We start from the raw sequence: 25,011 nt of genomic DNA, 5'->3' as shown, positions 1-25,011 counted from the left end.
ATATTTACTTTTTAAAAATCAGCATGATTTGAGAGCGATATTAATCATCACCATTGTATACTTTAGCCTACCGGTTTTCGGTCAGTCAGGGCACACTCAAATAAATGAAAACCCGACCGTTGTCAGGCTAAATGAATATTTCATTCAATATAATATGCGGAAGACAGAGTATCCAGGCTGGAGGATCCAGGTATTTGCTTCTACCGACCGCAGGGAAATGGAATCCACCCTGGCAAGTTTCAAAAGCCGCTTTCCTCAATATTATGCCAAATGGACGCTCAATGATCCCTATTATCAGATCAGGGCCGGCATATTTATTGATTACTCTGATGCCATGCAAGGCCTTAATGAAATCAGGAAAACATTTAGGTCTGCTACCCTGATCACCGATAGAATTCGTCGTGAAGAAGTGTTGAACAATCTATGAGTAGCGCATCCCTCAATCGCTCCGCATTAGGCAAACTGGACTGGATCACCCTGGTCACCTATATCTGTTTGATTCTGATAGGATGGATGATGATTTATGCATCAGGTTATTCTGAGCTCAGTGAGACCGTGACCCCTTTTTTTAAGACCAGTGCAGGCAAGCAATTGATGGCCATCATTATTTCCGCTTTTTTGTTCCTCGTGGTCTTCATTACCGATAGTAAGTTTTGGAGTACCCTGGCCTATCCGATTTATTTATTAGGGTTGATTTCGCTCATTTTGGTCCTTTTTTTAGGTCATAAAATTAAGGGCTCGGTATCCTGGTTTAATTTGGGAGGATTTTCTTTTCAACCTTCAGAATTTGCCAAGTTTGGGACTGCGCTGGCTATGGCTGCTTTTATCTCCTATTACAAAACCAACCTCAAGCAGCCAAAGTCCAGGATGATTGCTATGGGGATATTTGCGCTTCCTATTGGTCTGATACTCCTGCAGCCGGATGCAGGATCTGCGATCACTTATGGCTCCTTTTTTATATTGTTATTCAGAGAAGGATACAATCCTGTTTGGTATATCATTGGCTTGTCCTTGCTTGCTTTATTTATACTTGCTTTAAAATTTGAACCCTATTATGTCATCGCCTACCTCATTTGTTTCGGGGCAACCATTATTTATACCCAGCTTAAAAAAAATCGATTACTTAATGTAGTCCTTCTGGCATGTTGGGGGCTTTTGATCGCTTCCTATTGGGTCTCTATTCCATTATTGTCTTTGGTGGGCGTCCTGAGTGTGGGATTGCTGTTTTTTGTTTACCAGGGCAACAAACAAAGGCTGCAGAAATTATTAATCATCCTGGTGCCTTCTATCCTGGTAGGGGCAGCATTTACCAAAGTCTCCCAACACTCTGTAGAAAATTTTCTCAAACCCCATCAACGTGAGCGTATCAATGTATGGTTGAGACCGGAGATGTGTGATCCGCGTGGCAATTTATACCACGTATTGCAGTCCAAACTCGCCATCAGCTCAGGCAATTTTTCGGGAAAAGGCTTTTTACAGGGCACTTTGACTAAGCTCAATTATGTACCGGAGCAAAGCACTGATTTTATATTTAGTACCATCGGCGAAGAGCAGGGATTTTTGGGTATAGCAGCCATCGTAGGCCTTTTTGTGTTGCTCATGTTCAGGGCCATCCTGATCGGCGAACGTGCACGTAATGCCTTCACCCGAGTCTATGCTTACAGTTATATGGGATTTATCCTGGTACATTTTTTTATTAATATAGGCATGACGATGGGATTGGTCCCGATCATGGGGATTCCACTGCCTTTCATCAGCTATGGAGGTACTTCCTGTATGATATTTTCATTGATGACCGCTGTCCTGCTCAAACTGGACACGGCCAGGCATTCGGTATAATTTTTATTGAGATCAGCATGGGGGTAAGTTTTACAAAATGTATTGATGACAAGGACAGCAAGGCTCGCACTGGCCTGTTGCACACAGACCATGGCACCATCGAGACCCCCATCTTCATGCCGGTCGGCACCGGTGCGTCAGTCAAAGGGGTTTCATCAAAAGAATTGACCGACCAGGTGCATGCTCAAATCATACTGAGCAATACCTATCACCTGTACCTGAGACCTGGACCAGAGGTTTTAAGCGCGGCAGGAGGCATCCATAAGTTTATGCAGTGGCACAAGCCGGTGCTGACAGATAGTGGTGGATACCAGGTATATTCTTTGAGCAACCTTAGAAAAATCAAGGAAGAAGGAGTGGCATTTTCGTCGCACATCGACGGATCCAAGCACCTTTTTACTCCAGAATCCGTCGTGGACATTCAGCTCAAGATCGGAGCAGACCTCATCATGGCCTTTGATGAATGTCCGCCTTACCCCAGTGAGTATGCTTATGCCAAGAATTCCATGGAGCTCACACATCGATGGTGGGCCAGGTGCCATGCACACTTTGAGCAGTCAGCTATGCCTTATGATTATCAACCTGCTTTGATACCCATTTGCCAGGGTTCCGTATACAAAGATCTTAGAACCGCTTCGGCGCAATTTATAGCCAGCTACGACACGCCGGTCAAAGCGATTGGTGGGCTTTCCGTTGGTGAAAAAAATCAGGACATGTATGACATGATCGAATGTGTCAACGAACATCTGCCCGAAGACAAGGCACGGTACCTAATGGGGGTCGGCACCCCTGAAAATATTCTATTATCTATTGAAAAAGGCATAGATATGTTTGATTGTGTATTGCCGACTCGCAATGCCCGCCATGGGTTGCTCTATACCTCCCAGGGCATCATTAATATCAAGAATGCGCGATGGAAATTTGATCAATCCATCATAGACCCAGGATTGCCGGAGTCCTTTGCCTTACCCTACAGCAAGTCGTATCTTAGGCACTTGATTCAAACCAACGAACTGATGGGAGCTAGAATCGCTACCCTGCAAAATTTAAGCTTATATCTTTACCTGGTAAAGACTGCCCGCGAGAAAATAGAGCAAGGGGTATTCTCTACCTGGAAAAATAAAATGATCGACCAGGTCACATGCAGATTGGATTGAAAAAACTGGATTGGTATATCATCAAAAAATATTGGGGGAGCTTTTTCTTCACCGCTTTTTTATTTACCCTGATCGCTTTGGTGATCGACTTCAGTGAAAAAGCAGAAAAATTTGTGGAAGCTTCAAAAACCCTGTCGGTCCCACAAATATTACTACAATACCAACTCAATTATATCCCCTTTATCAATGGATTGCTTTGGCCTGTATTTTCACTGATCTCGGTCATCTTTTTTACCAGTAGGCTGGCTTACAACTCAGAGATCATCTCGATACTAAATGCGGGTGTCAGTTTTAAACGATTGTTGCTACCCTACCTTGTGGCTGCAAGTAGCCTGGTAGTCTTGCTTTTATTAGCCAATCATTATATCATCCCGCTGGCCAACAAACCTAAATTGGACTTTGAGCGATTGTACATCAAACGGGACGGTGAGAAAAGATCCAGCGGCACCAGTATGCATTTTTTTATTGCCCCTGATACCAAAGTGTATCTCCGAAGCTATTCTCCCTCAGACAGTATGGGTTATACTTTTAGGCTGGAGCGTTTTGAAGGAACTACATTGGTATCCATGCTCAAATCACAATTTATTGAGTGGAGTCACAAGACGCACGACCGCTGGACGATCAAAGATTACGAGATCCGGACCTACAAAGATTCAGTAGAAAATATAGAAATCTTTACCGGGCAGGAATTGGACACCGTACTTAATATGCTACCCTCCGACTTTGAGTTTTATGTCAAACAAAAAGACCTGATGACCACACCCCAGTTACAAGCCCTGGTCAGAAAAGAACAATCAAGAGGCCTCAATCCCATCAAAGGATATATCACGGAGATCTATCGGCGCACAGCTGATCCATTTACCATAATCATCCTCACCATCATCGGGGTGGCTATTGCCGCACGAAAAGTCAGGGGAGGCATGGGTTTACACCTGGCGATCGGCATCTCTATCGGGGCGATATTTGTATTTATATCCAAGTTTTCAGTAGTTTTTTCGAGAGATCCCAATATTCCATCCATTGTAGGGATCTGGCTGCCTAATATTGTGTTTGGAGTAGTGGCTTGGGTTATGGTGAGGCGGGCGCAGGAGTGATTGGAGTTGGTAACGTATCGTCTACCTAACGAAGCCGAAGGAAGTCAAGTCTGTGAGGCGGCCCGTTGGGTGCAAACTCTTGACTTCCTTGAAGGGTTTCCTGGAACTTGGTTAAACCGCTTTATCAGCGTCCAAAAAAGTCAAGTGCAAGCGCTGTTTCTTTCAGCAAAACTAGCTCAATAGCCATTTCTATCATTTTCAACAATACAAATCATCTTTTTACATATATATTGATGTTTATATACATCGTTTTATAATTATTTTGATGTTTATAAACATCGTTTTATGTATATTACGATGTTTATATTAACCAAATTGGGTATATTTGTACTAATTTGATTAAAAAATGGATAAGATAAGACAAGAGCACAATCAATTTTTACAGAACCTGGTTACTTCATTTCACAGAGAAATACAACAGGAAATCGGCTGGGATGAAAGGCTTTTGTTTATAAAAGGAGCCAGAGGGGTAGGCAAAACCACGCTCATCCTCCAATATATAAAACAGACCTATGATTTTGATACCAAGGCACTTTACGTATCGATGGATAGTCTCAATACAGCCAACTATACCTTGCTGGATATCGCCAAGCAACACTCCAATCTGGGTGGGACCCACCTTTTTATAGATGAAATTCATAAGTATGATCGTTGGAGTATAGAACTCAAAAACATCTATGACCTATATCAAAATCTCCACGTAGTGGTATCAGGGTTATCTATCCTGGATCTGTATAAAGGCAATGCTGACCTAAGCCGAAGAGCCATCACCCATGTTTTGCAAGGACTATCTCTGAGAGAATTCCTCAATATTCAAAATGACCTGGTGCTTCAGAGATATACATTGGCAGAAATTATAAAAGACCATGTCAAAATCGTCCATGAGATATTGAAAGTCACTAATCCTCTGCAATATTTTAAAGATTACCTGGCATACGGATATTACCCTTTCTATCTACAGGGAGTAAAGTATTTTCACCAAAAGCTCAATAATACGATCAACCAAATCATCGAAGTAGACATTCCAACACTTTTTAATCTGGAGGTATCCAATATTTCGAAAATAAAAAAGCTATTGTATCATATAGCTACCACTGCACCCTTCCAACCTAACTCTACCAAATTGGCTGCAAGTCTGGATCTAAATAGACAAACTTTAAATACCTATCTGCAATACCTCCAGGAAGGACAAATCTTACAGCTGTTATGGGATAGTACAAAAGCCTATAGCCTGATCTCTAAACCTGATAAAATATATCTTCAAAATCCCAACCTCTGCCACCTGGTACCCTCAGATCAAAAAAATATTGGTAGCTTGAGGGAAACCTTTTTTATGAATCAGGTGAATACAAATCATCGGGTAAGTACAGCCCAAAAAGGCGATTTTCTGGTAGATGATATCTATATATTTGAAGTGGGTGGCGAAAAAAAACGATTCAACCAAATAGCGGACCTGCCTGACAGCTACCTGGCTATCGATAATGAATTAATCGGTACCGGAAATAAGATACCGCTATGGCTATTTGGGTTTTTGTATTGAACACTATTAGGAATTGATTTGGTCATTATAGCCAAGGCTCGGAAGCATTAATTTGAACTTGTGTAAACCGATTAATCAGCACCGGAGGGAGGAAGTCAAGTCTGTGAGTCAGCTTTGGGTGTAAGCTCTTGACTTCCTTGTAGCATTGGTGGAACCAGTTTAAACAGATTTATCAGCGCGCAAAGAAGTCAAGAGCGGGCGCTATGGCCTTCTGCACAGACTTGACTTCTTCTATCAACCGCGGGCCCGGAGGAAGTCAATTCTAAGAGTCAGCTTTGGGTGTAAGCTCAAGACTTCCTTGTAGCAGCTAATAAAAAATCAAACCTCATTCAGACTGCACAATGATTTTTTTAACCGGCCCCTTTTGTCCCGGGACTAATCTGAATATATCCTTCAGCGTCGGGTCGATCCGTAATTCGTAGTTACTCAGCAGGTCTTTATTTTTAACTTCCACTCTGATCACCAGAGATGTGGCTGGGCGGAGTTTGGTGTTGATTATAAAATGGGTTCTTGGTGTCTCTTCGGGATAATTGGGCATATGATCTTTAGTTCTTGTCGACCAGGTGGGCAGGGTCGATGGCTCGAATGGCATCAATTTAACATCATTGAGATCGCCTTCTTCTTCGGGCAAAGCGATTTTAGTTGGCACAAAGATATTTTCCAAAAATTGACCACTGCTGTCCTCAGCCCATACAGCCACGACCGGGAGAAAACCAGACCGATCCATCTCTAAACTAATAGACCAGGTGCTGCCTTGATCCAACGTGCCATTGGTAGATACTTTATTAAAATTTAGATTTTCCATCCGTGGCCTGGATGGCGCAAATATTCTACCCAGCTCAGCGACAGGTTCAAGCAGACCGGTAGCCCCACCAACCAATAAAACAACAAAGGCTATACCTACTATTTTGATTTCTTTGCTCCAGGCGGATTTCAATTTTTCATAGCTATACCCTCTGATTGAACCCCAGTTATTTATAATATGAAATATGGCAAAGCCAATAAAACAAAGTCCAAATACGGTATGCGTTATTTCAATCTCATGGGTTTTTTGTTTGATATACAATAATATGCCGGTCAAGGATAATGCCAAAAATGCAAATGCGATGGAAAGACTGATTACCTGTTTTGATTTCATAAAGCGCTATATGTCAGGTTAGGTTAATGATTATTTCAGGGTCCGAAAATACCTTTTTACCACTGAAATAAAAATCGCCACCAAAATGCTGGTAAAACACTTCTATTTGACCTCTATTTAGATGCATTGACCAATTGCCACCTGGGTCACCACCAGTGAAAGGAGTGGACTTGGTATCATTAGATAGATTATAACAATATTTAATGTAACTTATTGATTAACTGATAAATATAAAAAGATACAGTTTTTTTAATAGTCTGAATGGACTCAGATATGGCGGATAAAAAATATTGAAGGACCCACAAAATCATTTTTTTGTTTAAATATTTCTTAAAAAGCCTCCACAAATAATATTTTGTTTAACTTTGAGGTCATAAACATTAAACAAAATGAAGTCTAATAGCTTTGTCCCCGCTTTAAACACACACCGAGATCGCCTGTTGAGCTTTGCGTTTAATCTTACAAAAAGCAATGATGACGCCAAAGACCTGCTGCAGGAGACATTCCTCCGGGCGCTGATGAACCAGGAAAAATTCCAGGAAGGCACCAATATCAAAGCATGGTTACTGACCATCATGCGCAATATATTTATCAATAATTATCGCAAGAAGTCAAAGACCAAAGTGCTGTTTGATTCAACTGACAATCTTTATATCCTCAATTCTGGTCCCAATCATATTGGCAACCAGGGAGAAACCAATATGCTGATGCAAGAGCTCAATGGTATGATCACCGAACTGGATGACACGATACGATACCCTTTCATCAAACATTTTGAAGGTTACAAGTACCAGGAGATTGCAGAGGATATGCAGCTGCCTCTCGGCACTGTAAAAAGCAGGATATTTTTCGCCAGAAAAGACCTCAAGCATAAGATTGAGCAACGGTATGGCAAGACCTTAGGGTTTAAAGATCTGAGCCTGAAAATGGCGAGCTAAGAGATACTTTGGTAGAGGCACGCTCCTCTTTTGGTTTGAATTAAAATTGAATTTTGGTTAAATAACTTCGTCGGACCTTAAAAGACCGATCTAAAGTAGGTGTTTGTATTTGCATTTGAATTTGAATTTGCTAAAACCCTCACTCTTCAAAAGCTCATTTCACTCTGCAAAGACCATTTCTTAGGTGATTCCAGTTCCAGCAATTTTCTTTTGACCTCAAGTCCTCCAGCATACCCCGTAAGCGAATGATCACTTCCAATGACCCGATGGCAGGGCACGATGATACCGATTGGATTACGACCATTGGCCATACCCACTGCCCTGGATTTATTGATATCTCCCAATTGTTTTGCTATTTCACCATACGAACGTGTATGTCCATAGGGTATAGTGAGTAATATATTCCAAACCGATTGGAAAAACTTACTGGCTGGTCCAAAATCGAGGGGAACTTCAAAGGTCTGTCTTTTTCCTTCCAGGTACTCTTCGACTTGTATCCTGGTTTGTGTCAAAAAGGGATGCCCTAATTGATTTTTACCCAAATCTTCGGGTAATATCTGCCTGATGCTTAAGGAGCTTAGCCCTGTGTCACTGGCAGTGCAGATGATATAACCAACTGGACTGGTGAAAAAGCAGGTGGCCGCAGGATTCATTTTTTTTGATGCTTCTTGATCAATTGATCTACCACTTCCTGCCAGGATGCACCTTTGGCACGGAGCAATACCAATAGGTGATAGATCATATCGCTGGCCTCATAGACCAGGTCTTCCTTGCCGGCTGCCTGGGCTTCGAGGATGGTCTCTACAGCTTCTTCGCCGACTTTCTGGGCGATTTTCTGAATGCCTGCTGTAAATAATTGGGTAGTATAAGATCCCTCTCTTGGACTGATACGGGTATTTTCAATCAACTGATCCAATTGATTGATAAAATCATTTGATTCGTTCTTCTCCTGAAAACAGGTATCAAATCCTTCGTGACACGTTGGCCCGAGCGGTTTTACTTTCACCAGGAGCGTATCATCATCACAATCCGTCGATATGGATTTTAACAACAAAAAATGTCCGCTGGTCTCCCCTTTTACCCAGAGTCTTTGTTTACTTCGGCTATAGAAAGTCACCTTGCCGGTAGCCTGGGTGAGACGGAGGGCTTCGGCATTCATATAACCCAACATCAACACTTTGCCTGATAGATCATCCTGGACAATAGCCGGCATCAGTCCTGTCTGAGCATCAAATTTTATATTTTGGAGATCGGATTTCATTTTACATTTTTAAACTCATCATAAATAACAGCGGTACCCGTCACAGACACCATCAACATCGTTCCTTTACCCATCACCTCGTAGTCAAAGTCTACTCCAATCACTGCATTGGCTCCCATCTTTTGGGCAGCCTGCACCAGTTCAGCTTCAGCGCCAGCCTTAGCTTCTTTTAATACACGCTCATAAGATGCAGATCGCCCTCCGACAAAATCGGTAAACGCAGCCATGATATCCTTAAATACATTGGCTCCGATGACCGTATCACCGGCTACCAGTCCAAGGTAATGTTTGATCTGATGTCCTTCAATGGTATTGGTGGTAGTAAGTAGCATTGTTGATTATTTTTGAGGGATGGGGTGTGAGGTATGAGGTTTGAGGTTTGAATTTTCTGTTGATTTTGATTTTGAACTTTGAATTTGAATTTTGAATTTTGAACTTGAACTTGAACGTGATTTTGAACTTGAATTTTTCCTTCCTCCTCAATGCAAAACATCAGGATTAATCTTATTGTTGAGATAAATCGAACCAATCACCAAACAGACCGCAGCCACGCCTATTGGGTACCAAAGTCCTGAAAGATAATTGCTCCCCGGAAAACTGCTCATCAAGGTAGCTATAAATGGGACAAGTCCTCCGAATACTCCGTTGCCGATGTGATAAGGAAGGGACATAGAGGTATACCGTATCCTGGTAGGAAATAGTTCGACAAGGAAAGCAGCTATCGGTCCATAAACCATCGTGACATAAAGTATTTGAACAAACACCAATAATACATACATCCAAAACGCACCGGACGGCAGGTTTTTGTCCGAAATCGAAGTTTTGCCTTGTGAGTACACAGTTCTTAAAGGGGCAAACAAAGTATCCACCCTGGACTGTTTGAAAGTGTAGCCCTGATCGGTAGTCACCACACTTTGAATTTGGTATAGTGAATCTCCTTTAGCATTGATAGAGACGATGGTGACTATGGGAACAGAATTACTTATATTTTGTTTGGTCAAAACCGCGGAATCACTGTGCTCATAAAAATATTTATATATAGGCCGATAAGTCAAAATGGCTAATAGCATGCCTGCCATCATGATCCATTTGCGACCGACCCGGTCACTGAGCCAACCCCAAAAAATAAATCCCGGCGTGGCCAGGGCGATCGCCACAATGAGGATATACCTGCTCTGATTAAATCCAAGTTTACAAGTATTTTCAAGGAAAGATTGTGCATAAAACTGGCCGGTATACCACACCACTCCCTGCCCCATTACAGCACCAAATAAAGCGAGTAAAACCATTTTAAAATTGGTCTTGTGGCTGAAACTTTCTTTAATCGGATTGACGGAGATATTGCCTTCTTCTTTGAGTTTGGCAAAAGCAGGAGATTCGTTCATCTTCATCCTGATATAGATGGATATACCTACTAATAATATGGAGACTAAAAAAGGAATTCGCCATCCCCAATCATTAAATGCCTCAGTACCCAAAGCCCACCTGGTCCAAATAATCACTCCCAGCGATAGAAATAGGCCCAGCGTAGCTGTCGTCTGAATCCAGCTTGTATAAAAGCCTCTTTTGTCAGGCGGAGCATGTTCTGCCACATAAGTAGCTGCGCCTCCATATTCACCTCCTAGTGCCAAACCCTGGATCAATCTCAAAACCAATACTGCCAGTGGGGCAGCATATCCCCAGGTCTCAAATCCCGGTATCAAACCAATCAGAAAAGTAGAGGCCCCCATGAGCACCAGTGTCAATAAAAACGTATACTTCCTGCCTACAAGGTCACCAATTCGTCCGAATACCAAGGCACCAAACGGCCTTACCAAAAATCCTGCTGCAAATATGGCAAGCGTGTTGATCAAAGCAGAAGCACCTGCGTCCGGTGGAAAGAGCTTGCGACCTATCAGGACTGCCAGGCTACCGAAGATGTAAAAATCATACCATTCGATTAAGGTCCCTACTGCGGAGGCGCCTATGATTTTGGATATTCCACTATTTTGATCTGCCATTATAGTTCGAAAGATAATAAATTATCAGGCTTGAATGAGCTCCTCCGTGCGTGTAGATAATCGGATAGGGATTCCGGCATCCTTCAAATACTGTTTTAGATCTGCGATAGCTATCTCACCGTAGTGAAAAATGCTGGCTGCCAGGGCGGCATCCGCCTTGCCTTCTAAAAAGATATCTTCAAAATGTGCCATTGTCCCTGCTCCCCCACTGGCAATGATCGGGATACTCACCATCTCTGACATCTGTCGGGTGGCTTGCACAGCAAAGCCGGTTTTGACCCCATCGTGATCCATGGAGGTAAATAATATTTCTCCGGCGCCCAAATCTTCTATTCTTCGTACCCACTCGTACATCTTGATACCGGTAGCTGTTCTACCACCTTGCACATAGACTTCCCATCCGGCAGGTGTCTGTCTGCCGTCAATCGCTACGACTACAAACTGACTCCCAAATTCCAGCGCCAGATCTCTTACGAGTTGAGGATTTCTGACAGCTGCAGAATTGATGGATATCTTGTCGGCACCTGCTTCCAGTAACACGGAGGCATCTGCCAAAGAAGAGACACCACCCCCGATAGTAAAAGGGATGTTGAGGTTTTTAGCAACGGCCCTGGCCAGATCACCCAGTGTCTTTCTTTTTTCATGGGTAGCAGTGATATCGAGGAAGACCAGTTCGTCGATACCCTGATCGCTATATATTTTGCCAAGCTCGACCGGGTCACCAGCATCCCTGAGTTCCAGAAAATTAACTCCTTTGACAGTACGACCATCTTTGATATCGAGACAGGCTATGATGCGTTTGGCTAACATGATGATATTGATTAAATTTTGCTAAAAAAATAAAAATTTAGAAAAATCGGAATTTGGAAAACATTACGTAGTCGAGTGCTTCGAATAATACCAGGATAAAAAATAATTAAAATATTAATACCATTTCTGTCCTGTCCACATAGCAATTGTTAGTTTAATCGGGTTGCTACTTTCGCGATAAATTCTTTGGCCATCTCTAATCCAACCTTACTGATTCGGACATCCGTGTTCCCATCATATCCCAGGCTAAGGTGGAGGGTATCGTAAAGGTTATTAAACTCTGTCAACATTTTTTTGTCATACTTTGACAAAAACTCTCTATAATATTCTACTGATTTTCTTTTATTCTTTTTTGGCTGTTTAATCATCAAGTCCAGAGCAAATAAGACACCACAGTAAGCAGTATGTCCAGCCATCTTGACATACTTTGCATCTTGATAGACACCATTAGTCCTGTTAGCTTTTTCACTCAATAATTCTTTTGCATTAGAGAGGTATCGATTGGCTTCTTTTATGGACTCAGTCATATAACAAAATTAATAAAATTCATAAATAGTATTTTGCGAATTACCTGCTTTGAAACTGATGTAAATCTTCAATTCGAATTTTGTTTTCATAAATGGCCTTTCCCACTATGGCACCATAACAACCTATTTCTTTTAAAGTCTCCAGATCCTCCAGGTTATGCACTCCACCACTGGCAGTAAGCAATAGGTCCGGGTATGTATGTAAAATCTCCCTGTACAGCTCTCTATTGGATCCACCCAGCATACCATCCCTGGATATGTCAGTGCAGGTGAGCAAGCTTAATGTTTTAGATTTAAATCTTTCGATCATATCGAAGAGCTCTAGCTCACCTCCTTCCTTCCAGGCATGAGTGGCAAGTTTTTTATCTCTTACATCTGCTGCAAATATGATTAGCTCGGGGCCATAGGACTCTAGCCAGGATTCGAAGAGTTCTGGGTCTTTTACCGCCATACTCCCTACATTAGCCTGTTTAGCGCCACATTCAAATACGATGCGGAGATCCTCATCTGACTGAACACCGCCTCCAAAGTCAACCCGAAGCGTCGTTTTGCCGGCGATCAATTCAAGTACCTTGTACTGGCTGACTTTTTTGTTCCTTGCGCCATCCAGGTCTACCAGGTGTAAGTGAGTCAGTCCGGCATCCTGATATTTTTTGGCCATATCAAGGGGATCAGCCTTGTATTCTTTGACACGGTCAAAATCGCCTTCACTTAATCTGACACACTTGCCATCGATGAGGTCAATTGCGGGAAAAATAATCATCGTATTTAAATTTTCAAAAAAGCCTCTAAAATTGTCAAACCCACAGGACCGGATTTTTCTACGTGAAACTGGGTCGCATAAAAATTGTCTTTGTGTATAATGGCACTGAAGGATTGAGCATAGTCACAGCCCGCCACCGTATATTCACTCAGGGCAGCGTAATAACTGTGTACGAAATATACGTAATGATTGTGGAGCGCCTGTGGCACCCAGCCCTCTCCCAGAAGCTGGATTTGATTCCAACCCATATGCGGTATTTTAAATGAAGGATCAGGAGCAACAAATTTTTTGACTTGAATAGGAAAAATACCCAGGCATGGCGTGTCGTTTTCTTCAGAATAATCACACATTAATTGCAATCCCAGGCAGATGCCCAATACAGGCTGAGTCAATCTTGGGATCAGGTCAGTCAATCCATACGATTGTAAAAATTTCATCGTCGTGGAGGCCTCTCCTACCCCTGGAAACAAAACCTTATCAGCTTGTAAAATAATCTCCGGATCTCTGGTCAATACAGGATCTACCTCAAATTTATCGAGCGCGAATAAAACTGACTGTACATTGCCGGCATTATAATCGATGACTGCTATTTTTTGTTTGTTCATCGGGTAAGCTTATAACATTCCTTTGGTTGAAGGCAATAGATCAGATTCAGGATTCCTTTGTTTAGCCATACGGATACATTTGGCGAAAGCTTTAAAAATAGCTTCAATCTTATGATGTTCGTTGTCCCCTCGACATCGGATATGGAGATTGCATTTGGCAGCATCGCTGAATGATTTGAAAAAATGCTGAAACATTTCTGTCGGCATCTCGCCAATTTTTTCGCGTCTGAATTCTGCTTGCCAGATCAGCCACGGCCGCCCACCAAAGTCAATCAATACCTCAGCATCCGCTTCGTCCATGGGCAAGTGGAATGCATAACGTTCAATACCTTTTTTGTCACCCAGGGCTTTCAATATCGTTTCACCGAGTGCAATACCGGTGTCTTCGATGGTATGATGCTCGTCGATGTGCAGATCACCGGTCACTTTGATCTTGAGGTTACACTCTGCATGCCGGCCTATTTGTTCGAGCATATGATCGAAAAATCCAAGGCCTGTGGAGATGTCGGTGTCACCAGTTCCGTCCAGGTCTATACGAATATCGACATTGGTCTCTTTGGTATGCCTTATTAAGTCAAATACGCGATGTGGCAATCTCAGAAAATTATAAACCTCCTTCCAGCTGCCAGCCCTCAGATCAATGTCCAACCCCAAAGCAGGTACTGAGGAATTAAACAAAATCATTTTGCAACCCAGGTTGGCCGCAAACCTGGCATCCGTCACACGATCCCCAATGACATAACTTTCTGCCAGATTATATTCCGGTGAAAAATATTTGCCCATCATCCCGAGACCGGGTTTACGGGTGTCTTTTTTTTCATGATCAAAAGACCGGTCGATATGTATGTCTTCAAAGATGATGCCCTCATTGCGCAGGGTTGTAAGCATTTTTTCGTGTGCAGGCCAAAAATCATTTTCCGGAAAGGAGTCTGTACCTAAGCCATCCTGGTTGGTCACCATGACGAGGGTATAGTCCAACTGAGATACGATCCTGCCCAGCCAGGTGATGACCCCCGGGATAAATTCAAGCTTGGCCAATGAATCTATCTGAAAATTATCAGTCGGCTCTACGATCAGGGTACCATCACGATCTATGAATAAGACTTTTTTCATACAAAATATATTACCTACAATAATTTAAGTGTCTGGATCAATAGTTCATTCTCTTTTGGCTTGCCAATAGTTATTCTCAATGCGTTTTCACAGCCAGGTTCTTTAGACCGATTTCTCACGACAATGCCCTCGACCACCAAGGCTTCATAGATTCGATCTGCCTGAGTCACCTTGATCAATAAAAAATTGGCATCAGATGGATATACTTTTTGTACGCAGGGTATGGATGGCAAGAGCGTCATCAATTTATGTTTTTCATTCAATATTTCACTGGTTTGCTCCCTCATGGCCTGCCTTTTATTCAGTCGATCCAGGGCAAATCTTTGTGTAAGGATATTGATATTATATGGCGCTTTTACTTTATTAAAATACGAGATAATGTCAGCTGAAGAAAATGCCATACCGAGTCTGATTGCTGCCATGCCCCAGGCTTTAGACAGTGTCTGCAGCACGATGAGACGATCGTATAGTCCGATCATCGGCATGGTCGTAGACTCAGGACAAAAATCGATATAAGCTTCATCGATGACTACTATCCCTTTAAAAATCCCAAAATCTGCTTTACCTTTTCTATCCCGATGAGATTGCCGGAAGGATTATTGGGGCTGCATAAAAAAAGTACTTTGGTGTTTTCACCCATAGATTGGCGGATAGATTCCAGATCAGGTTGAAAATCTTCAGTCAATCTCACCTTTTTCACCTTGACATCAGCTATATCTGCACTCACCTGGTACATGCCATAAGTGGGTGGAAGTACCATGATTTCGTCTTGACCCGGATTACAAAAAATACGGAGTATGAGGTCTATGGCTTCGTCACTTCCATTGCCTAGAAATATCTGGTCCACAGGAATGTTTTTTAATTCACTGATGACTTGTTTCAACTCCTGCTGTAAGGGATCAGGGTATCGATTGACATCTGTATCGTACGGATTTTCATTTGCATCCAAAAAGATCTCCCCATGGCCTGTAAACTCGTGCCTGGCAGAAGAGTAAGGCTTGAGAGCTACTATATTAGGCCTGATGAGTGCATCGATATTCATAAGGATTATTTCAGTTTTTCAATCTTTTGGTGATCGCCAGTTTGTGCGCCGTTAGTTGTTCTGCTTCAGCCATAATCTCTACATAAGGACCTATCAGTTTCAGACCTTCTTGAGTAAGCTTTTGGTAGGTGATCTTTTTGGTAAAAGAATCCAGATTAACCCCACTATAAGCTTTGGCGAAGGCGCTGGTGGGCAGCGTATGATTAGTCCCTGAAGCATAGTCACCCACGGATTCCGGGGAATAAGGTCCGATGAAGATAGAGCCTGCATTTAAAATTCGATCAGCTATACTGTCAGCGTTCTTATAGTTGATGATCAAATGCTCCGGCGCATACATATTGACAAACTCAATCTGGGTATCGGGATCAGCGATCACAATAAAGCGGCTATGATTTAATGCCTGCATAGCAATTTTTTTACGTGGTAGCAGGGACAATTGTCGGGTGATCTGTGTTTTTACTTCTTCTACAAATGGATCAGAATCAGTGACCAGCACGACCTGGCTGTCCGGGCCATGCTCAGCCTGGGACAATAGATCTATAGCTACCCAGGAAGGATCCGCAGCCGAATCGGCGAGGATCAACACTTCTGAAGGTCCTGCAGGCATATCGATCGCCACACCTTGTTGCTGCACTTTCATTTTAGCCATCGTCACATAACTATTGCCAGGCCCAAATATTTTATCGACTTTGGGTATTTCCATCGTACCGTAAGCCATCGCGGCGATCGCTTGTGCTCCCCTACTTTAAATATCCTACGGATACCACATAGGTGAGCAGTATACAGGATGGCAGGGTGGATCTGACCTTCTTTGTCAGGAGGACTGCACAATATGATATCCTTGCAGCCGGCTATGACAGCAGGTACTGCCAGCATAAGTACAGTAGAAAATAAAGGTGCAGTGCCCCGGGAATATAGATACCTATGCGTTCGATTGGTTTGGCTTGTTGCCAGCATTGTACTCCTGGCATCGTCTCGACCCGGACAGCTGGACTGATCTGTGCAGTATGAATTTTTCTATGTTTTGCCTGGCAACTTCAATAGCTTCTTTAAGTTTGGAGGCAATTTTTGTCACTGCAGTGCTGACCTCCTCTTGCGAAACAGAGAATGAATTCAAACTAACGCCATCAAATTTCTGGGTATAATTTTTTAAAGCGATATCACCTTGGGATTTTACCTGATCGAGGATAGTCTCTACTAAAGATTCCTGTTGCTCATCATGACCGGAAGGCCTGGTGATCAGATCTACCCATTGTGATCTTTGTGGTTCTATATACTTATCCATACTTAGCTGACCATTTTTTCGATTGGAATCACGAGTATACCTTGAGCGCCTGCTTCTTTCAGCGCGCCGATGACCTCCCAAAACTGTTGTTCCGGGATGACAGAATGTACGGAGCACCATCCATCATCAGCCAAAGGCAATACCGTTGGACTTTTGATACCAGGCAATAAAGAAATGATTTTTTCCAAAGCTGACTTTGGAGAATTCAATACGATATATTTGTTTTTGCGAGCATCAAGGGTGGATTTAATCCTAAACAATAGCTGTTCAAGTAATCTCCTTTTTTCGGCAGAAAGGTTAGGATGAATGTACATGCAGGCTTCTGACCTAAGGATGACATCTTTCTCTTCTAATTTGTTTTGAAACAGGGTATTACCCGAGCTCACCAGGTCACAGATGCCATCAGCCAGTCCGATATGAGGTGCTATCTCCACACTGCCGGATATCTGATGAATCTCTGCATTGACTCCATTAGCTTTTAAAAATGATTTTACAGTATTCGGATAAGAGGTTGCAATTCTTTTGCCTTCAAAAAACCGAACATCTTCATATCCAGAGTGCTGAGGCACGGCCATAGATAGTCTGCATTTTGAAAATCCAAGTGACATCACTTTGTCTACTTTACTCCCTTTCTCTACTACTGTATTTTCTCCCAATATGGCGATATCCGCTACCCCATCCTGGAGATATTCAGGGATATCACCATTGCGTAAGTACAGTATATCCAGGGGAAAGCCGGAAGCACTGGTCTTTAACTGGTCAGTGCCTGAATCGACCCGGAGGCCACAATCTTTGAGTAAGGCCATGCTGTCGTCATGCATTCTGCCTGATTTTTGTATCGCTATGTTTAATCTGGTCATTTAATAAAGGTTTTAAAAAAACAAAGGCTCACCGGGTAGCGGCAAGCCTTTGATTGATTATTATTTTTTTTTGTTCACTCAAGACATACCATTACCTGATCTCAGGATACAATGATGGTGTATAGAATGAATAAACATGGCTGCAAATGTAATTGATTACTTCTGATTAACATACAAAAACCGGGCCCAATTTGTGATTTTAAACGGTATCTAAACCAGGGAAGTCCGTGAAACCGGCCATTTGGCAGCCTATTGCTAGTCTATTTACCGATTAAAAAGCAGCCTGCCTATGCCTTGTAATTGATCTATCGGCTACAATGCTCCGAATAAAATAAAACTCAGCTCAGATACTTTGCCCAAAACTCTAAAGTCCTGGCCCAGGCCAGTTTAGTTGCAGCTTCATTATATCTGGCTTCAGAAGTATCGTTGTGAAAAGCATGTTGAGCCCCTCGTACATATGGATTTCAAATACCTTATTATTGGCTTTGAGAGCAGCTTCAGTAAGCAGGGATGCCGGCGTTGACCCCTTCGTCTAAAGCACCATAATGAAGCTGCAAGGCGGCATGGATATTGGGCACTTTGTCAGCAGCAGGCTGCCTGCCGTAGAATGCCACTGCAGCTTTCAGATCAGGTACATTGACTGCCAGGTTGTTGGTCATAGCGCCTCCCAACAGAACCCTACACAACCAAACTTTCCATTTGAATCATTTCGGGTTTTGGCATAATCGAACGCATGAATAAAATTATGGAGACTATCCTCCGGTTTGAGATCTTTAAATGCGCCGCGAGCTTCGTCTTCATTGGCGAAGGCCCTTCCAAGTGCAGAAAGTGCATTGGGTGCGATGGCCAGGTATCCGGCCTTAGCGGCCCTACGGGCCACATCCTCGATATGGGCATTGAGGCCACGATTTTCGTGGATGACCACTACGGTCGGGTATTTTTTAATTCCTTGGACGGGCCACATATGCAGTCATTTCCCCGGGAGCACCCGGATAATGTATGTACTCAGTAAACAATTCATCTGCGTCGGTGATATTGGCAAGCTTGAAATCGGATTCCAATTGTGGCAATATCAGCATGGCAGCTGCGGAGCTTCCAACCAATGAGGTCAGCCTGGTCAGAAACTCTGTTCTGGAAAGGGGTTTGTGGGTGTATTCGTCATAGAGATTGATAATGCGTTGATCCATAATTTAACAGGTTTAATAAAAATTAAAAGCCAGCTAAAGCTAATCAAATACTCTTAAAGCAAATTACCCAAAAGAACATTTTAATTAAAAATGAAATGTTAATCTTCTATTTAGATAAGTTACTATAACAGCGAATTATTTTTATACTAAATGCAGTAAATACATATATTATTCTGTTAAATATAAAGAATCAAATACCCTTTTTCATCAATTTTTTAAACTTTGTCCAGGATATAAGTTAATTAATAGCTGCGAATACCATAATAATAGTTTATAGATTGACTAATATATAAAATAATTAGCAACAGAATACAGCCGCAGAACAAACTAATTGCAAAACTATATAATATCTTTGTTTCCCATATCTGCCAAATATTTAATTTTAATAAAAACTCTAATACGATGAAAACTAATTTTGGATCTAACTTAATCTTAATGGTCTTGCTTTTTTTAGCAGGATTCTGTCTACAAGCTCAGCCATGGGCTTCGTTAATGGATAATGGAGACAAAGCGAGTTTTGAAGAAGCAAAGCGACAATTTCAAGAATATTGGAGAGGAAAAACTCCCGATAAGGGCAAAGGTTTCACCCCATTTAATAGATGGTTATATCATCGCGAAAATCACCTGCTACCCGATGGCACCCCTGCTCCCGCTGGCGCTAATAAAGAAGCCTTCGATTTTTCAGCTGCAAGTTTAATAGGTCCGGCTACTGGAAACTGGGCTAATCTTGGGCCAAACAATTCAGCAGGTGGCTATGCTGGACTAGGTCGTATCAATTGTGTTGCTTTCGATCCAATTAATGTCAACACCATATATATAGGTAGCGCCGGTGGCGGTGTATGGAAGTCTACCAATGGAGGAACAAACTGGAGCCCACTCACAGATAATCAGGGAAGCCTGGGTGCCTCATCCATCTTGGTCGAACCAACTAATCCGGACATTATTTACCTGGCTACCGGCGATGGAGATGGAAGAGATTCCCCTTCGGAAGGCGTTTTAAAATCTACTGATGGTGGAGTCAACTGGTCTTCAACCGGACTTAATTGGACCAGGTCAGACCTAAGATATATCCGAAAGCTTCAGAGACACCCATCTGACCTAACATTATTTTTGCTGCCACTTCTGTAGGAATATTTAAAACAGCAGATGCCGGTAATTCCTGGACCCAAACTTTGTCCAATGTTCAGTTTTTCGACATCGAAAACAAACCTGGAGATGCAACCACTTATTATGCAACTGGTTACATCTCCAGGCACTGATGCATTTTTATATAGAACCACTGATGGAGGAGTTAGTGGAGTCAAATTCATACCAAGACCAACTCCTACAGGGCTGCAATCGCTATTTCTCGGCCAATCCCAATTTTGTAGGTTTATTATATGCACGATATGATGATGATGGATTTAATGGGTTCTACTCTAGTACTAATAGTGGAACGACTTGGACATTAAAAAGCTAACTCCCAATCTTTTGGTTGGAATGCCAATGGTGGTGATGCAGGAGGTCAAGGCTGGTATGATTTGGCATTGGCAGTTGATCCCGCCAATATCAGTGTTATTTACGTTGGAGGGGTTAATACCTGGAAATCTACCAATGGAGGTGGCAGCTGGAAGGTTAACACAATGTGGACCAGCTCGGCAAAACACCAATAGTGCATGCGGACAAGCATGCTTTAGAATTTCAAAATACCACTACCCTTTGGCAGACAAATGATGGAGGAGTATATAAAACTGCCAATGGTGGATCTGTGTGGACCCACCTCACCAATCCAATGGTCATAAGCCAAATGTATCGTCTCGGGGTAGCGCAAACAAGTTCCGTAGTCATAGCGGGGCTTCAGGACAATGGCACAAAACTTCGAAGTACCACTGGAAGCTGGTCTGACAAAATAGGTGGTGATGGTATGGACTGTGCCATCAATCCTGTCAATGCCAATTATATGTATGGGGAGTTATATTATGGAGACTTAAAAAGGTCGACTAACGGTGGTAGCACATGGACCAGTATCAAGCCAACCTCAGAGGCCAGTGGCTGGATCACGCCATTTGGATTAGCACCCAGCGCCCCATCTACCATCTATGCTGGTTATAAGAATATATGGAAATCAACTAATAATGGCACAACCTGGAGCGCTATCAGTGCTGGCAATACCATCAATGTGAGAGCATTGGCTATCGCTCCCAGTGATGCCAATATAGTATACTATAGTACCGATGCGGACCTTTCCAGCGGCAACCGATTATTTAAAACCACTACAGGTACTAATTCCTGGACAGCACTCACCAATCCTACCAATGTGGGTCGTATATCTTCCATTGCTATTGATAACCTTAATCCAAACAATGTATGGGTCACTATCTCTGGTTATAATGCCGGTGAAAAAGTATATGTCTCTACAAACGGAGGTAGTAGTTGGACCAATATATCCGGGTCACTCCCTAATATACCTTCAAATATCCTTGCTTTCTATAATGGCAGCAATGGAGGCGTTTATTTAGGTATGGACATAGGGGTTTATTACAGAGACAACTCTATGACAGATTGGGCTTTATTCAACGCAGGATTGCCCAATGTCGAGGTAGCCGATATCGAAATTCAATATGCGCTGGGCAAAGTAAGAGTAGCCTCTTATGGTCGAGGTGTATGGGAGTCTGATATGTTTGGGGTGAGCTCGATAGCAGGATTGAAGAATGGAACACAAATTTCTAAAAAACAATTTGAAAACAGTACTTTTTCGGTTTACCCTAACCCTGTATCAACCGTGATAAATATTGAATTCTATTCAAGTGTGGAGGGTAGAAACAATCTTATGATCATGGATATGGCCGGTCGAATGGCCCATAAAACTTATTCGGTAGACATGATCAAAGGCCTCAATACGATATCGTTATCTATCGCTGATCTGCCATCAGGTGCCTATTATATAGGAGATGGTAAAGGCAAGTCAACTCGGTTTTTGAAAAATTGATTTCTCAAGATAAAATCTCAAAAAAAGACCTTCTATTTTACGGGAGGTCTTTTTTTATTTGTAAATCTGCGCTCATACTATCAATATCGCTCGTACTTCCTATACCCGCTAAATAACCACCCGGTGTAGATCTGAGATAAATTATTCTTGCCATTGACTTTTGGCAAAAAAGCTTCCTTGACACTACCCGCATCATTGACATAATTAAATAGATTGCCAAGACTAAAGTTGAATCTGGCACCAATGACCAGCCCTCCCACCGGATGCGACTCCGCACCAAGACCCAATCCAAAATCCAGCTTTTTGTAATAATCTTTAAATTTTATAACTGAAGTACCTCCGGTAGAAGATGGTATAGTGTCCACCTTGCCATCAAAGAGGTAAGCAAAATTTAATCCTCCCATGATGGATAAGTATCGCGTAAAATTAAGGGAGAGAAAAGTTGGGATCACGATATAATCCAGATTGACCGTGCCAGTATTGTTTTTATCCTTAAAATTATATCCCTGGCGGGAATAAAGTAACTCTGCATTGAACCCAATGACCTTGGTAGCATTAGGTGTCACAAAAATCCCTGCATGAAATCCGGAACGAGTGCTATTACTAAAATCACCTGATTTAGTAAAATTGGCAAAATTAAGTCCTGCTTTGACCCCGATTTGGGCAGAGAGAAGACACGGAAAAAGGAGAAATATCAAGACCAGAGGTTTCACCATAATACAAAAATCGTTTTTTTTCACTGAGTAATGTGATTTTAGTCTGTCTAAAATAGGAGAAATTTTGTTCGGTTTATGAAAAGAATAAGGTAGGAAATCCTCACTGTTATTGATTATAATTATCTGGCTTTCAGACATTGACCAAAATCAGCGAACCTAATGATTAAGATCAATAGCAGAGCTTTGATGAGGTTTTACTTTTAGCCAAGATTAAATCTAAACTTCTTAAATAAAAAATAATATGAAACAAATCAGTTTATGCCTTGGATTCCTCCTGCTAACCTTTCTTATGGCTTGTGGTAACGAGGGTGTAAGAAAAGACGAGAAGCCCATAGATATCCATGACTTAGCCAAAAACCAGCCTGAAGTACACGGTACCGAAATCAAAGAAGGTGACATTACTTTTGGCAATCCATTAAATAACGACTGGGTATCTGTAGGGAAATCAACTTATGAATTGAAATGTATGTCCTGCCATCGTCTAAGCGAAGTCAAATTGGTAGGACCCGGTTGGAAAGGAGTGACTCAAAGACGAAAACCACGCGTTTTCCGCAATGGGACACCCTGGCGTCTGTGGACAAGTTTTATGCATAATTTGATTCAACAATGCTCGACAATTCCTTTTGAAGGGGATCCATTTTTAAGGTAATCAATTTGTTTTTTTTAGATTCTGGAAGGCTTATTTCAATTGATACATAGTATGAGTTAGCTCCGCCGCTTGTACTATAGATATTGACGAATGATTCTTATTTAAGATTCTTTCAAGTTCTTTATAAATAGAGTATGCGGCAAATGAGAGGCAAATATGGGCTTCTATCCTTCTTTTAATCGGTGATATATGGGTCTTATTCTTAAGTCTGTTTTAGACATCCTAAATGCTTTTTCTATATGCCAAAGATTCTTGTATTGCTCAAGTATTATCGAAGGACTAATGGTCGTATTTGTGATATAACCTTTTAGCCCGTCCCATTGTTTATCAGCATTATACTTATCATAATCTATCTCAATATCTACTTTGCCTTTCATTCGTAAGTATTTGTTGTAGCCTTTATTGTTAATGTTCTGCTTGGTAAGTTTTCCAGATTTTACTTGTTTTTCTAAACGAGACAGGCCTCGTTTCCGGTTGTGTTCGTCCTTTTTGGCCCTTTTTTCAGAATACGATATTATAAGCCTATTGCCGTCCATTTTGTGAATTATCCTGGTTTCACCATCATTCAACTTTAAGGAAAGAATTTCGTTTTTGATAATGTTTTTTTCAGACTTAGCTCTTGCTCCTATAATATAACTATACCCAAGACCTGCTAACGTATCAATATTTGCTTTAGTTAATAGGCCAGCGTCGGCTACAATGATTGGTTTCGCCAAATTGAATTTTTTGTCAACTTGTCAATAACTGGGATCAATGTATCTCCTTCGAATATTTTTCCTTCGAAAAGATCATAGCCGATAGGATAGCCACCTAGGCCTACTAATAAACCAAGATATATCTGAGGTAAGTGATGTTTGCCATCCTTAGAGAATCCGCTCATTCGAAAATCATCTTCTTCATTAGACTCAAAATACAGAGTCGTCATGTCATAAAATACTATACCTATCTCTCCTTCGAGAGTCTTTAAAGTGTGTTGATATGAAATCTGCTCAACTTGTTCTTTTAATGTATCATTTAACTTGTCTAGAAATCGATATACCTGATCAAGACCAATGGTTACTCCTTGATATCGGTAGATGTATTCTATTGTTTTTAGCTTGCTCAGTGGAAAAGCTAAACGGGCTATAACCAATTGCCGGAATAAGTCTTCTTTGATAGCATTGTAGCCGATGGCGTCGTATATTTTTCCAAAAATTAACTCAGGCCCTATAGTCCTAATTTGCATGTTTTCTATAGTGTCCAGGTAATTTTCAAGCTGTACATCCTGTTCAGAATTGAATAAACTTGATTGTCCAACCATACTGATTACATCAAGCTCGGCTTTCTGGACTAAATTCTTTATTTGATCTTCTCGGTCAGAACTGCCAACAGTCTTTCAACTTTATATCGGCCCCAACCTTAGATATAATCTGAACACTGATACTACCAGATTTATTCTTCTTTTGTCTAATGAACACCCCTAAAAATAAGCCCGGACACCCGTTTCTCAAAAACAATAACTGATTATCAATTACTTATC

General features: G+C 41.8%; 21 protein-coding genes and 4 pseudogenes. 9 read left to right on the top strand and 16 right to left on the bottom strand.

From position 1 onward, the window contains the following. Positions 1-28: 28 nt before the first annotated feature. The 5 genes from IPJ09_20820 (at position 29) to IPJ09_20800 (ending at position 5,630) form a co-directional block, all read left to right on the top strand. Positions 29-427, top strand: a complete 399-nt coding sequence (locus IPJ09_20820) for an SPOR domain-containing protein (protein MBK7373827.1) — start codon at positions 29-31, stop codon at positions 425-427. Then, the gene (locus IPJ09_20815; GenBank protein MBK7373826.1) at positions 424-1,839 is read left to right on the top strand and encodes a rod shape-determining protein RodA; all 1,416 of its coding nucleotides are present in this window, start codon (positions 424-426) and stop codon (positions 1,837-1,839) included. The genes IPJ09_20820 and IPJ09_20815 overlap by 4 nt, the downstream gene beginning before the upstream one ends. A gap of 17 nt (positions 1,840-1,856) precedes the next feature. Next, complete coding sequence (gene tgt / locus IPJ09_20810) at positions 1,857-2,996, top strand: tRNA guanosine(34) transglycosylase Tgt (GenBank protein ID MBK7373825.1); 1,140 nt, start codon at positions 1,857-1,859, stop codon at positions 2,994-2,996. After that, positions 2,981-4,090: an LptF/LptG family permease gene (locus IPJ09_20805; protein MBK7373824.1), complete on the top strand. Its 1,110-nt coding sequence runs from the start codon at positions 2,981-2,983 to the stop codon at positions 4,088-4,090. Before tgt ends, IPJ09_20805 begins: the two co-directional genes overlap by 16 nt. 346 nt (positions 4,091-4,436) lie before the next feature. Beyond that, on the top strand, positions 4,437-5,630 hold the full coding sequence (locus IPJ09_20800) for an ATP-binding protein (protein MBK7373823.1): 1,194 nt from the start codon (positions 4,437-4,439) through the stop codon (positions 5,628-5,630). A 325-nt stretch (positions 5,631-5,955) separates the two neighbouring features. Here IPJ09_20800 and IPJ09_20795 read toward each other — a convergent pair whose 3' ends face one another. Next, positions 5,956-6,768, bottom strand: coding sequence for a DUF4405 domain-containing protein (locus tag IPJ09_20795; GenBank protein ID MBK7373822.1), 813 nt, complete (start codon positions 6,766-6,768; stop codon positions 5,956-5,958). Positions 6,769-7,157: 389 nt separating this feature from the next. Here IPJ09_20795 and IPJ09_20790 point away from each other — a divergent pair, with 389 nt between their 5' ends. Then, a complete protein-coding gene (locus IPJ09_20790; protein ID MBK7373821.1) occupies positions 7,158-7,706 on the top strand; it encodes an RNA polymerase sigma factor in 549 nt (182 codons plus the stop codon). Between the two features lie 146 nt (positions 7,707-7,852). Here IPJ09_20790 and IPJ09_20785 read toward each other — a convergent pair whose 3' ends face one another. The 13 genes and pseudogenes from IPJ09_20785 to IPJ09_20725 all read right to left on the bottom strand — a co-directional run bounded on the left by IPJ09_20785 (position 7,853) and on the right by IPJ09_20725 (position 19,159). After that, positions 7,853-8,359 (bottom strand): methylated-DNA--[protein]-cysteine S-methyltransferase, encoded by a 507-nt coding sequence (locus IPJ09_20785; GenBank protein ID MBK7373820.1) that lies wholly within the window; start codon positions 8,357-8,359, stop codon positions 7,853-7,855. Beyond that, positions 8,356-8,967, bottom strand: a complete 612-nt coding sequence (locus tag IPJ09_20780) for a bifunctional phosphoribosyl-AMP cyclohydrolase/phosphoribosyl-ATP diphosphatase HisIE (GenBank protein MBK7373819.1) — start codon at positions 8,965-8,967, stop codon at positions 8,356-8,358. The genes IPJ09_20785 and IPJ09_20780 overlap by 4 nt, the downstream gene beginning before the upstream one ends. Further along, positions 8,964-9,299, bottom strand: coding sequence for a YbjQ family protein (locus tag IPJ09_20775; protein MBK7373818.1), 336 nt, complete (start codon positions 9,297-9,299; stop codon positions 8,964-8,966). Before IPJ09_20775 ends, IPJ09_20780 begins: the two co-directional genes overlap by 4 nt. 147 nt (positions 9,300-9,446) lie before the next feature. Further along, the gene (locus tag IPJ09_20770; protein ID MBK7373817.1) at positions 9,447-10,967 is read right to left on the bottom strand and encodes an MHS family MFS transporter; all 1,521 of its coding nucleotides are present in this window, start codon (positions 10,965-10,967) and stop codon (positions 9,447-9,449) included. A 24-nt stretch (positions 10,968-10,991) separates the two neighbouring features. Beyond that, positions 10,992-11,777 (bottom strand): imidazole glycerol phosphate synthase subunit HisF, encoded by a 786-nt coding sequence (gene hisF, locus IPJ09_20765; GenBank protein MBK7373816.1) that lies wholly within the window; start codon positions 11,775-11,777, stop codon positions 10,992-10,994. 149 nt (positions 11,778-11,926) lie between these two features. Beyond that, complete coding sequence (locus tag IPJ09_20760; GenBank protein MBK7373815.1) at positions 11,927-12,304, bottom strand: DUF5618 family protein; 378 nt, start codon at positions 12,302-12,304, stop codon at positions 11,927-11,929. A gap of 40 nt (positions 12,305-12,344) precedes the next feature. Further along, positions 12,345-13,067, bottom strand: coding sequence for a 1-(5-phosphoribosyl)-5-[(5-phosphoribosylamino)methylideneamino] imidazole-4-carboxamide isomerase (locus IPJ09_20755; GenBank protein ID MBK7373814.1), 723 nt, complete (start codon positions 13,065-13,067; stop codon positions 12,345-12,347). 5 nt (positions 13,068-13,072) lie between these two features. Then, positions 13,073-13,672, bottom strand: a complete 600-nt coding sequence (gene hisH, locus IPJ09_20750; protein ID MBK7373813.1) for an imidazole glycerol phosphate synthase subunit HisH — start codon at positions 13,670-13,672, stop codon at positions 13,073-13,075. A 9-nt stretch (positions 13,673-13,681) separates the two neighbouring features. Further along, positions 13,682-14,785: a bifunctional histidinol-phosphatase/imidazoleglycerol-phosphate dehydratase HisB gene (gene hisB, locus IPJ09_20745; protein MBK7373812.1), complete on the bottom strand. Its 1,104-nt coding sequence runs from the start codon at positions 14,783-14,785 to the stop codon at positions 13,682-13,684. 14 nt (positions 14,786-14,799) lie between these two features. Beyond that, positions 14,800-15,827: pseudogene (gene hisC / locus IPJ09_20740) on the bottom strand (histidinol-phosphate transaminase). Between the two features lie 10 nt (positions 15,828-15,837). After that, a pseudogene (hisD, locus tag IPJ09_20735) lies at positions 15,838-17,112 on the bottom strand (histidinol dehydrogenase). A gap of 2 nt (positions 17,113-17,114) precedes the next feature. After that, on the bottom strand, positions 17,115-17,972 hold the full coding sequence (locus tag IPJ09_20730) for an ATP phosphoribosyltransferase (protein MBK7373811.1): 858 nt from the start codon (positions 17,970-17,972) through the stop codon (positions 17,115-17,117). A 338-nt stretch (positions 17,973-18,310) separates the two neighbouring features. After that, positions 18,311-19,159, bottom strand: a pseudogene (locus IPJ09_20725) (dienelactone hydrolase family protein). 402 nt (positions 19,160-19,561) lie between these two features. Here IPJ09_20725 and IPJ09_20720 point away from each other — a divergent pair. Next, positions 19,562-20,287, top strand: coding sequence for a hypothetical protein (locus IPJ09_20720; protein MBK7373810.1), 726 nt, complete (start codon positions 19,562-19,564; stop codon positions 20,285-20,287). Positions 20,288-20,783: 496 nt separating this feature from the next. Next, on the top strand, positions 20,784-22,127 hold the full coding sequence (locus tag IPJ09_20715; GenBank protein MBK7373809.1) for a T9SS type A sorting domain-containing protein: 1,344 nt from the start codon (positions 20,784-20,786) through the stop codon (positions 22,125-22,127). Positions 22,128-22,207: 80 nt separating this feature from the next. On the opposite strand, the gene IPJ09_20710 is transcribed toward IPJ09_20715, so the two are convergent. Next, a complete protein-coding gene (locus IPJ09_20710) occupies positions 22,208-22,843 on the bottom strand; it encodes a PorT family protein (protein MBK7373808.1) in 636 nt (211 codons plus the stop codon). Positions 22,844-23,084: 241 nt separating this feature from the next. Between IPJ09_20710 and IPJ09_20705 the strand changes: the two genes are divergently transcribed. Then, a complete protein-coding gene (locus IPJ09_20705) occupies positions 23,085-23,492 on the top strand; it encodes a hypothetical protein (protein MBK7373807.1) in 408 nt (135 codons plus the stop codon). Here IPJ09_20705 and IPJ09_20700 read toward each other — a convergent pair. Next, positions 23,428-24,949 (bottom strand): annotated as a pseudogene (locus tag IPJ09_20700) (IS1634 family transposase). The gene IPJ09_20705 and the pseudogene IPJ09_20700 overlap by 65 nt on opposite strands. Positions 24,950-25,011 lie beyond the last annotated feature (62 nt).

The organism is Saprospiraceae bacterium, from assembly GCA_016709995.1.
Classification (GTDB): domain Bacteria; phylum Bacteroidota; class Bacteroidia; order Chitinophagales; family Saprospiraceae; genus JADJLQ01.
This window is presented reverse-complemented; position numbering and strand designations above follow the sequence as displayed.

Excerpts from the sequence above, each read along its gene's own strand:
- IPJ09_20815 (MBK7373826.1), top strand. The coding sequence starts at position 424 with ATGAGTAGCGCATCCCTCAATCGCTCCGCATTAGGCAAACTGGACTGG.
- tgt (MBK7373825.1), top strand. The coding sequence starts at position 1,857 with ATGGGGGTAAGTTTTACAAAATGTATTGATGACAAGGACAGCAAGGCT.
- IPJ09_20805 (MBK7373824.1), top strand. The coding sequence starts at position 2,981 with ATGCAGATTGGATTGAAAAAACTGGATTGGTATATCATCAAAAAATAT.
- IPJ09_20800 (MBK7373823.1), top strand. The coding sequence starts at position 4,437 with ATGGATAAGATAAGACAAGAGCACAATCAATTTTTACAGAACCTGGTT.
- IPJ09_20795 (MBK7373822.1), bottom strand. The coding sequence starts at position 6,768 with ATGAAATCAAAACAGGTAATCAGTCTTTCCATCGCATTTGCATTTTTG.
- IPJ09_20790 (MBK7373821.1), top strand. The coding sequence starts at position 7,158 with ATGAAGTCTAATAGCTTTGTCCCCGCTTTAAACACACACCGAGATCGC.
- IPJ09_20785 (MBK7373820.1), bottom strand. The coding sequence starts at position 8,359 with ATGAATCCTGCGGCCACCTGCTTTTTCACCAGTCCAGTTGGTTATATC.
- IPJ09_20780 (MBK7373819.1), bottom strand. The coding sequence starts at position 8,967 with ATGAAATCCGATCTCCAAAATATAAAATTTGATGCTCAGACAGGACTG.
- IPJ09_20775 (MBK7373818.1), bottom strand. The coding sequence starts at position 9,299 with ATGCTACTTACTACCACCAATACCATTGAAGGACATCAGATCAAACAT.
- IPJ09_20770 (MBK7373817.1), bottom strand. The coding sequence starts at position 10,967 with ATGGCAGATCAAAATAGTGGAATATCCAAAATCATAGGCGCCTCCGCA.
- hisF (MBK7373816.1), bottom strand. The coding sequence starts at position 11,777 with ATGTTAGCCAAACGCATCATAGCCTGTCTCGATATCAAAGATGGTCGT.
- IPJ09_20760 (MBK7373815.1), bottom strand. The coding sequence starts at position 12,304 with ATGACTGAGTCCATAAAAGAAGCCAATCGATACCTCTCTAATGCAAAA.
- IPJ09_20755 (MBK7373814.1), bottom strand. The coding sequence starts at position 13,067 with ATGATTATTTTTCCCGCAATTGACCTCATCGATGGCAAGTGTGTCAGA.
- hisH (MBK7373813.1), bottom strand. The coding sequence starts at position 13,672 with ATGAACAAACAAAAAATAGCAGTCATCGATTATAATGCCGGCAATGTA.
- hisB (MBK7373812.1), bottom strand. The coding sequence starts at position 14,785 with ATGAAAAAAGTCTTATTCATAGATCGTGATGGTACCCTGATCGTAGAG.
- IPJ09_20730 (MBK7373811.1), bottom strand. The coding sequence starts at position 17,972 with ATGACCAGATTAAACATAGCGATACAAAAATCAGGCAGAATGCATGAC.
- IPJ09_20720 (MBK7373810.1), top strand. The coding sequence starts at position 19,562 with ATGAAAACTAATTTTGGATCTAACTTAATCTTAATGGTCTTGCTTTTT.
- IPJ09_20710 (MBK7373808.1), bottom strand. The coding sequence starts at position 22,843 with ATGGTGAAACCTCTGGTCTTGATATTTCTCCTTTTTCCGTGTCTTCTC.
- IPJ09_20705 (MBK7373807.1), top strand. The coding sequence starts at position 23,085 with ATGAAACAAATCAGTTTATGCCTTGGATTCCTCCTGCTAACCTTTCTT.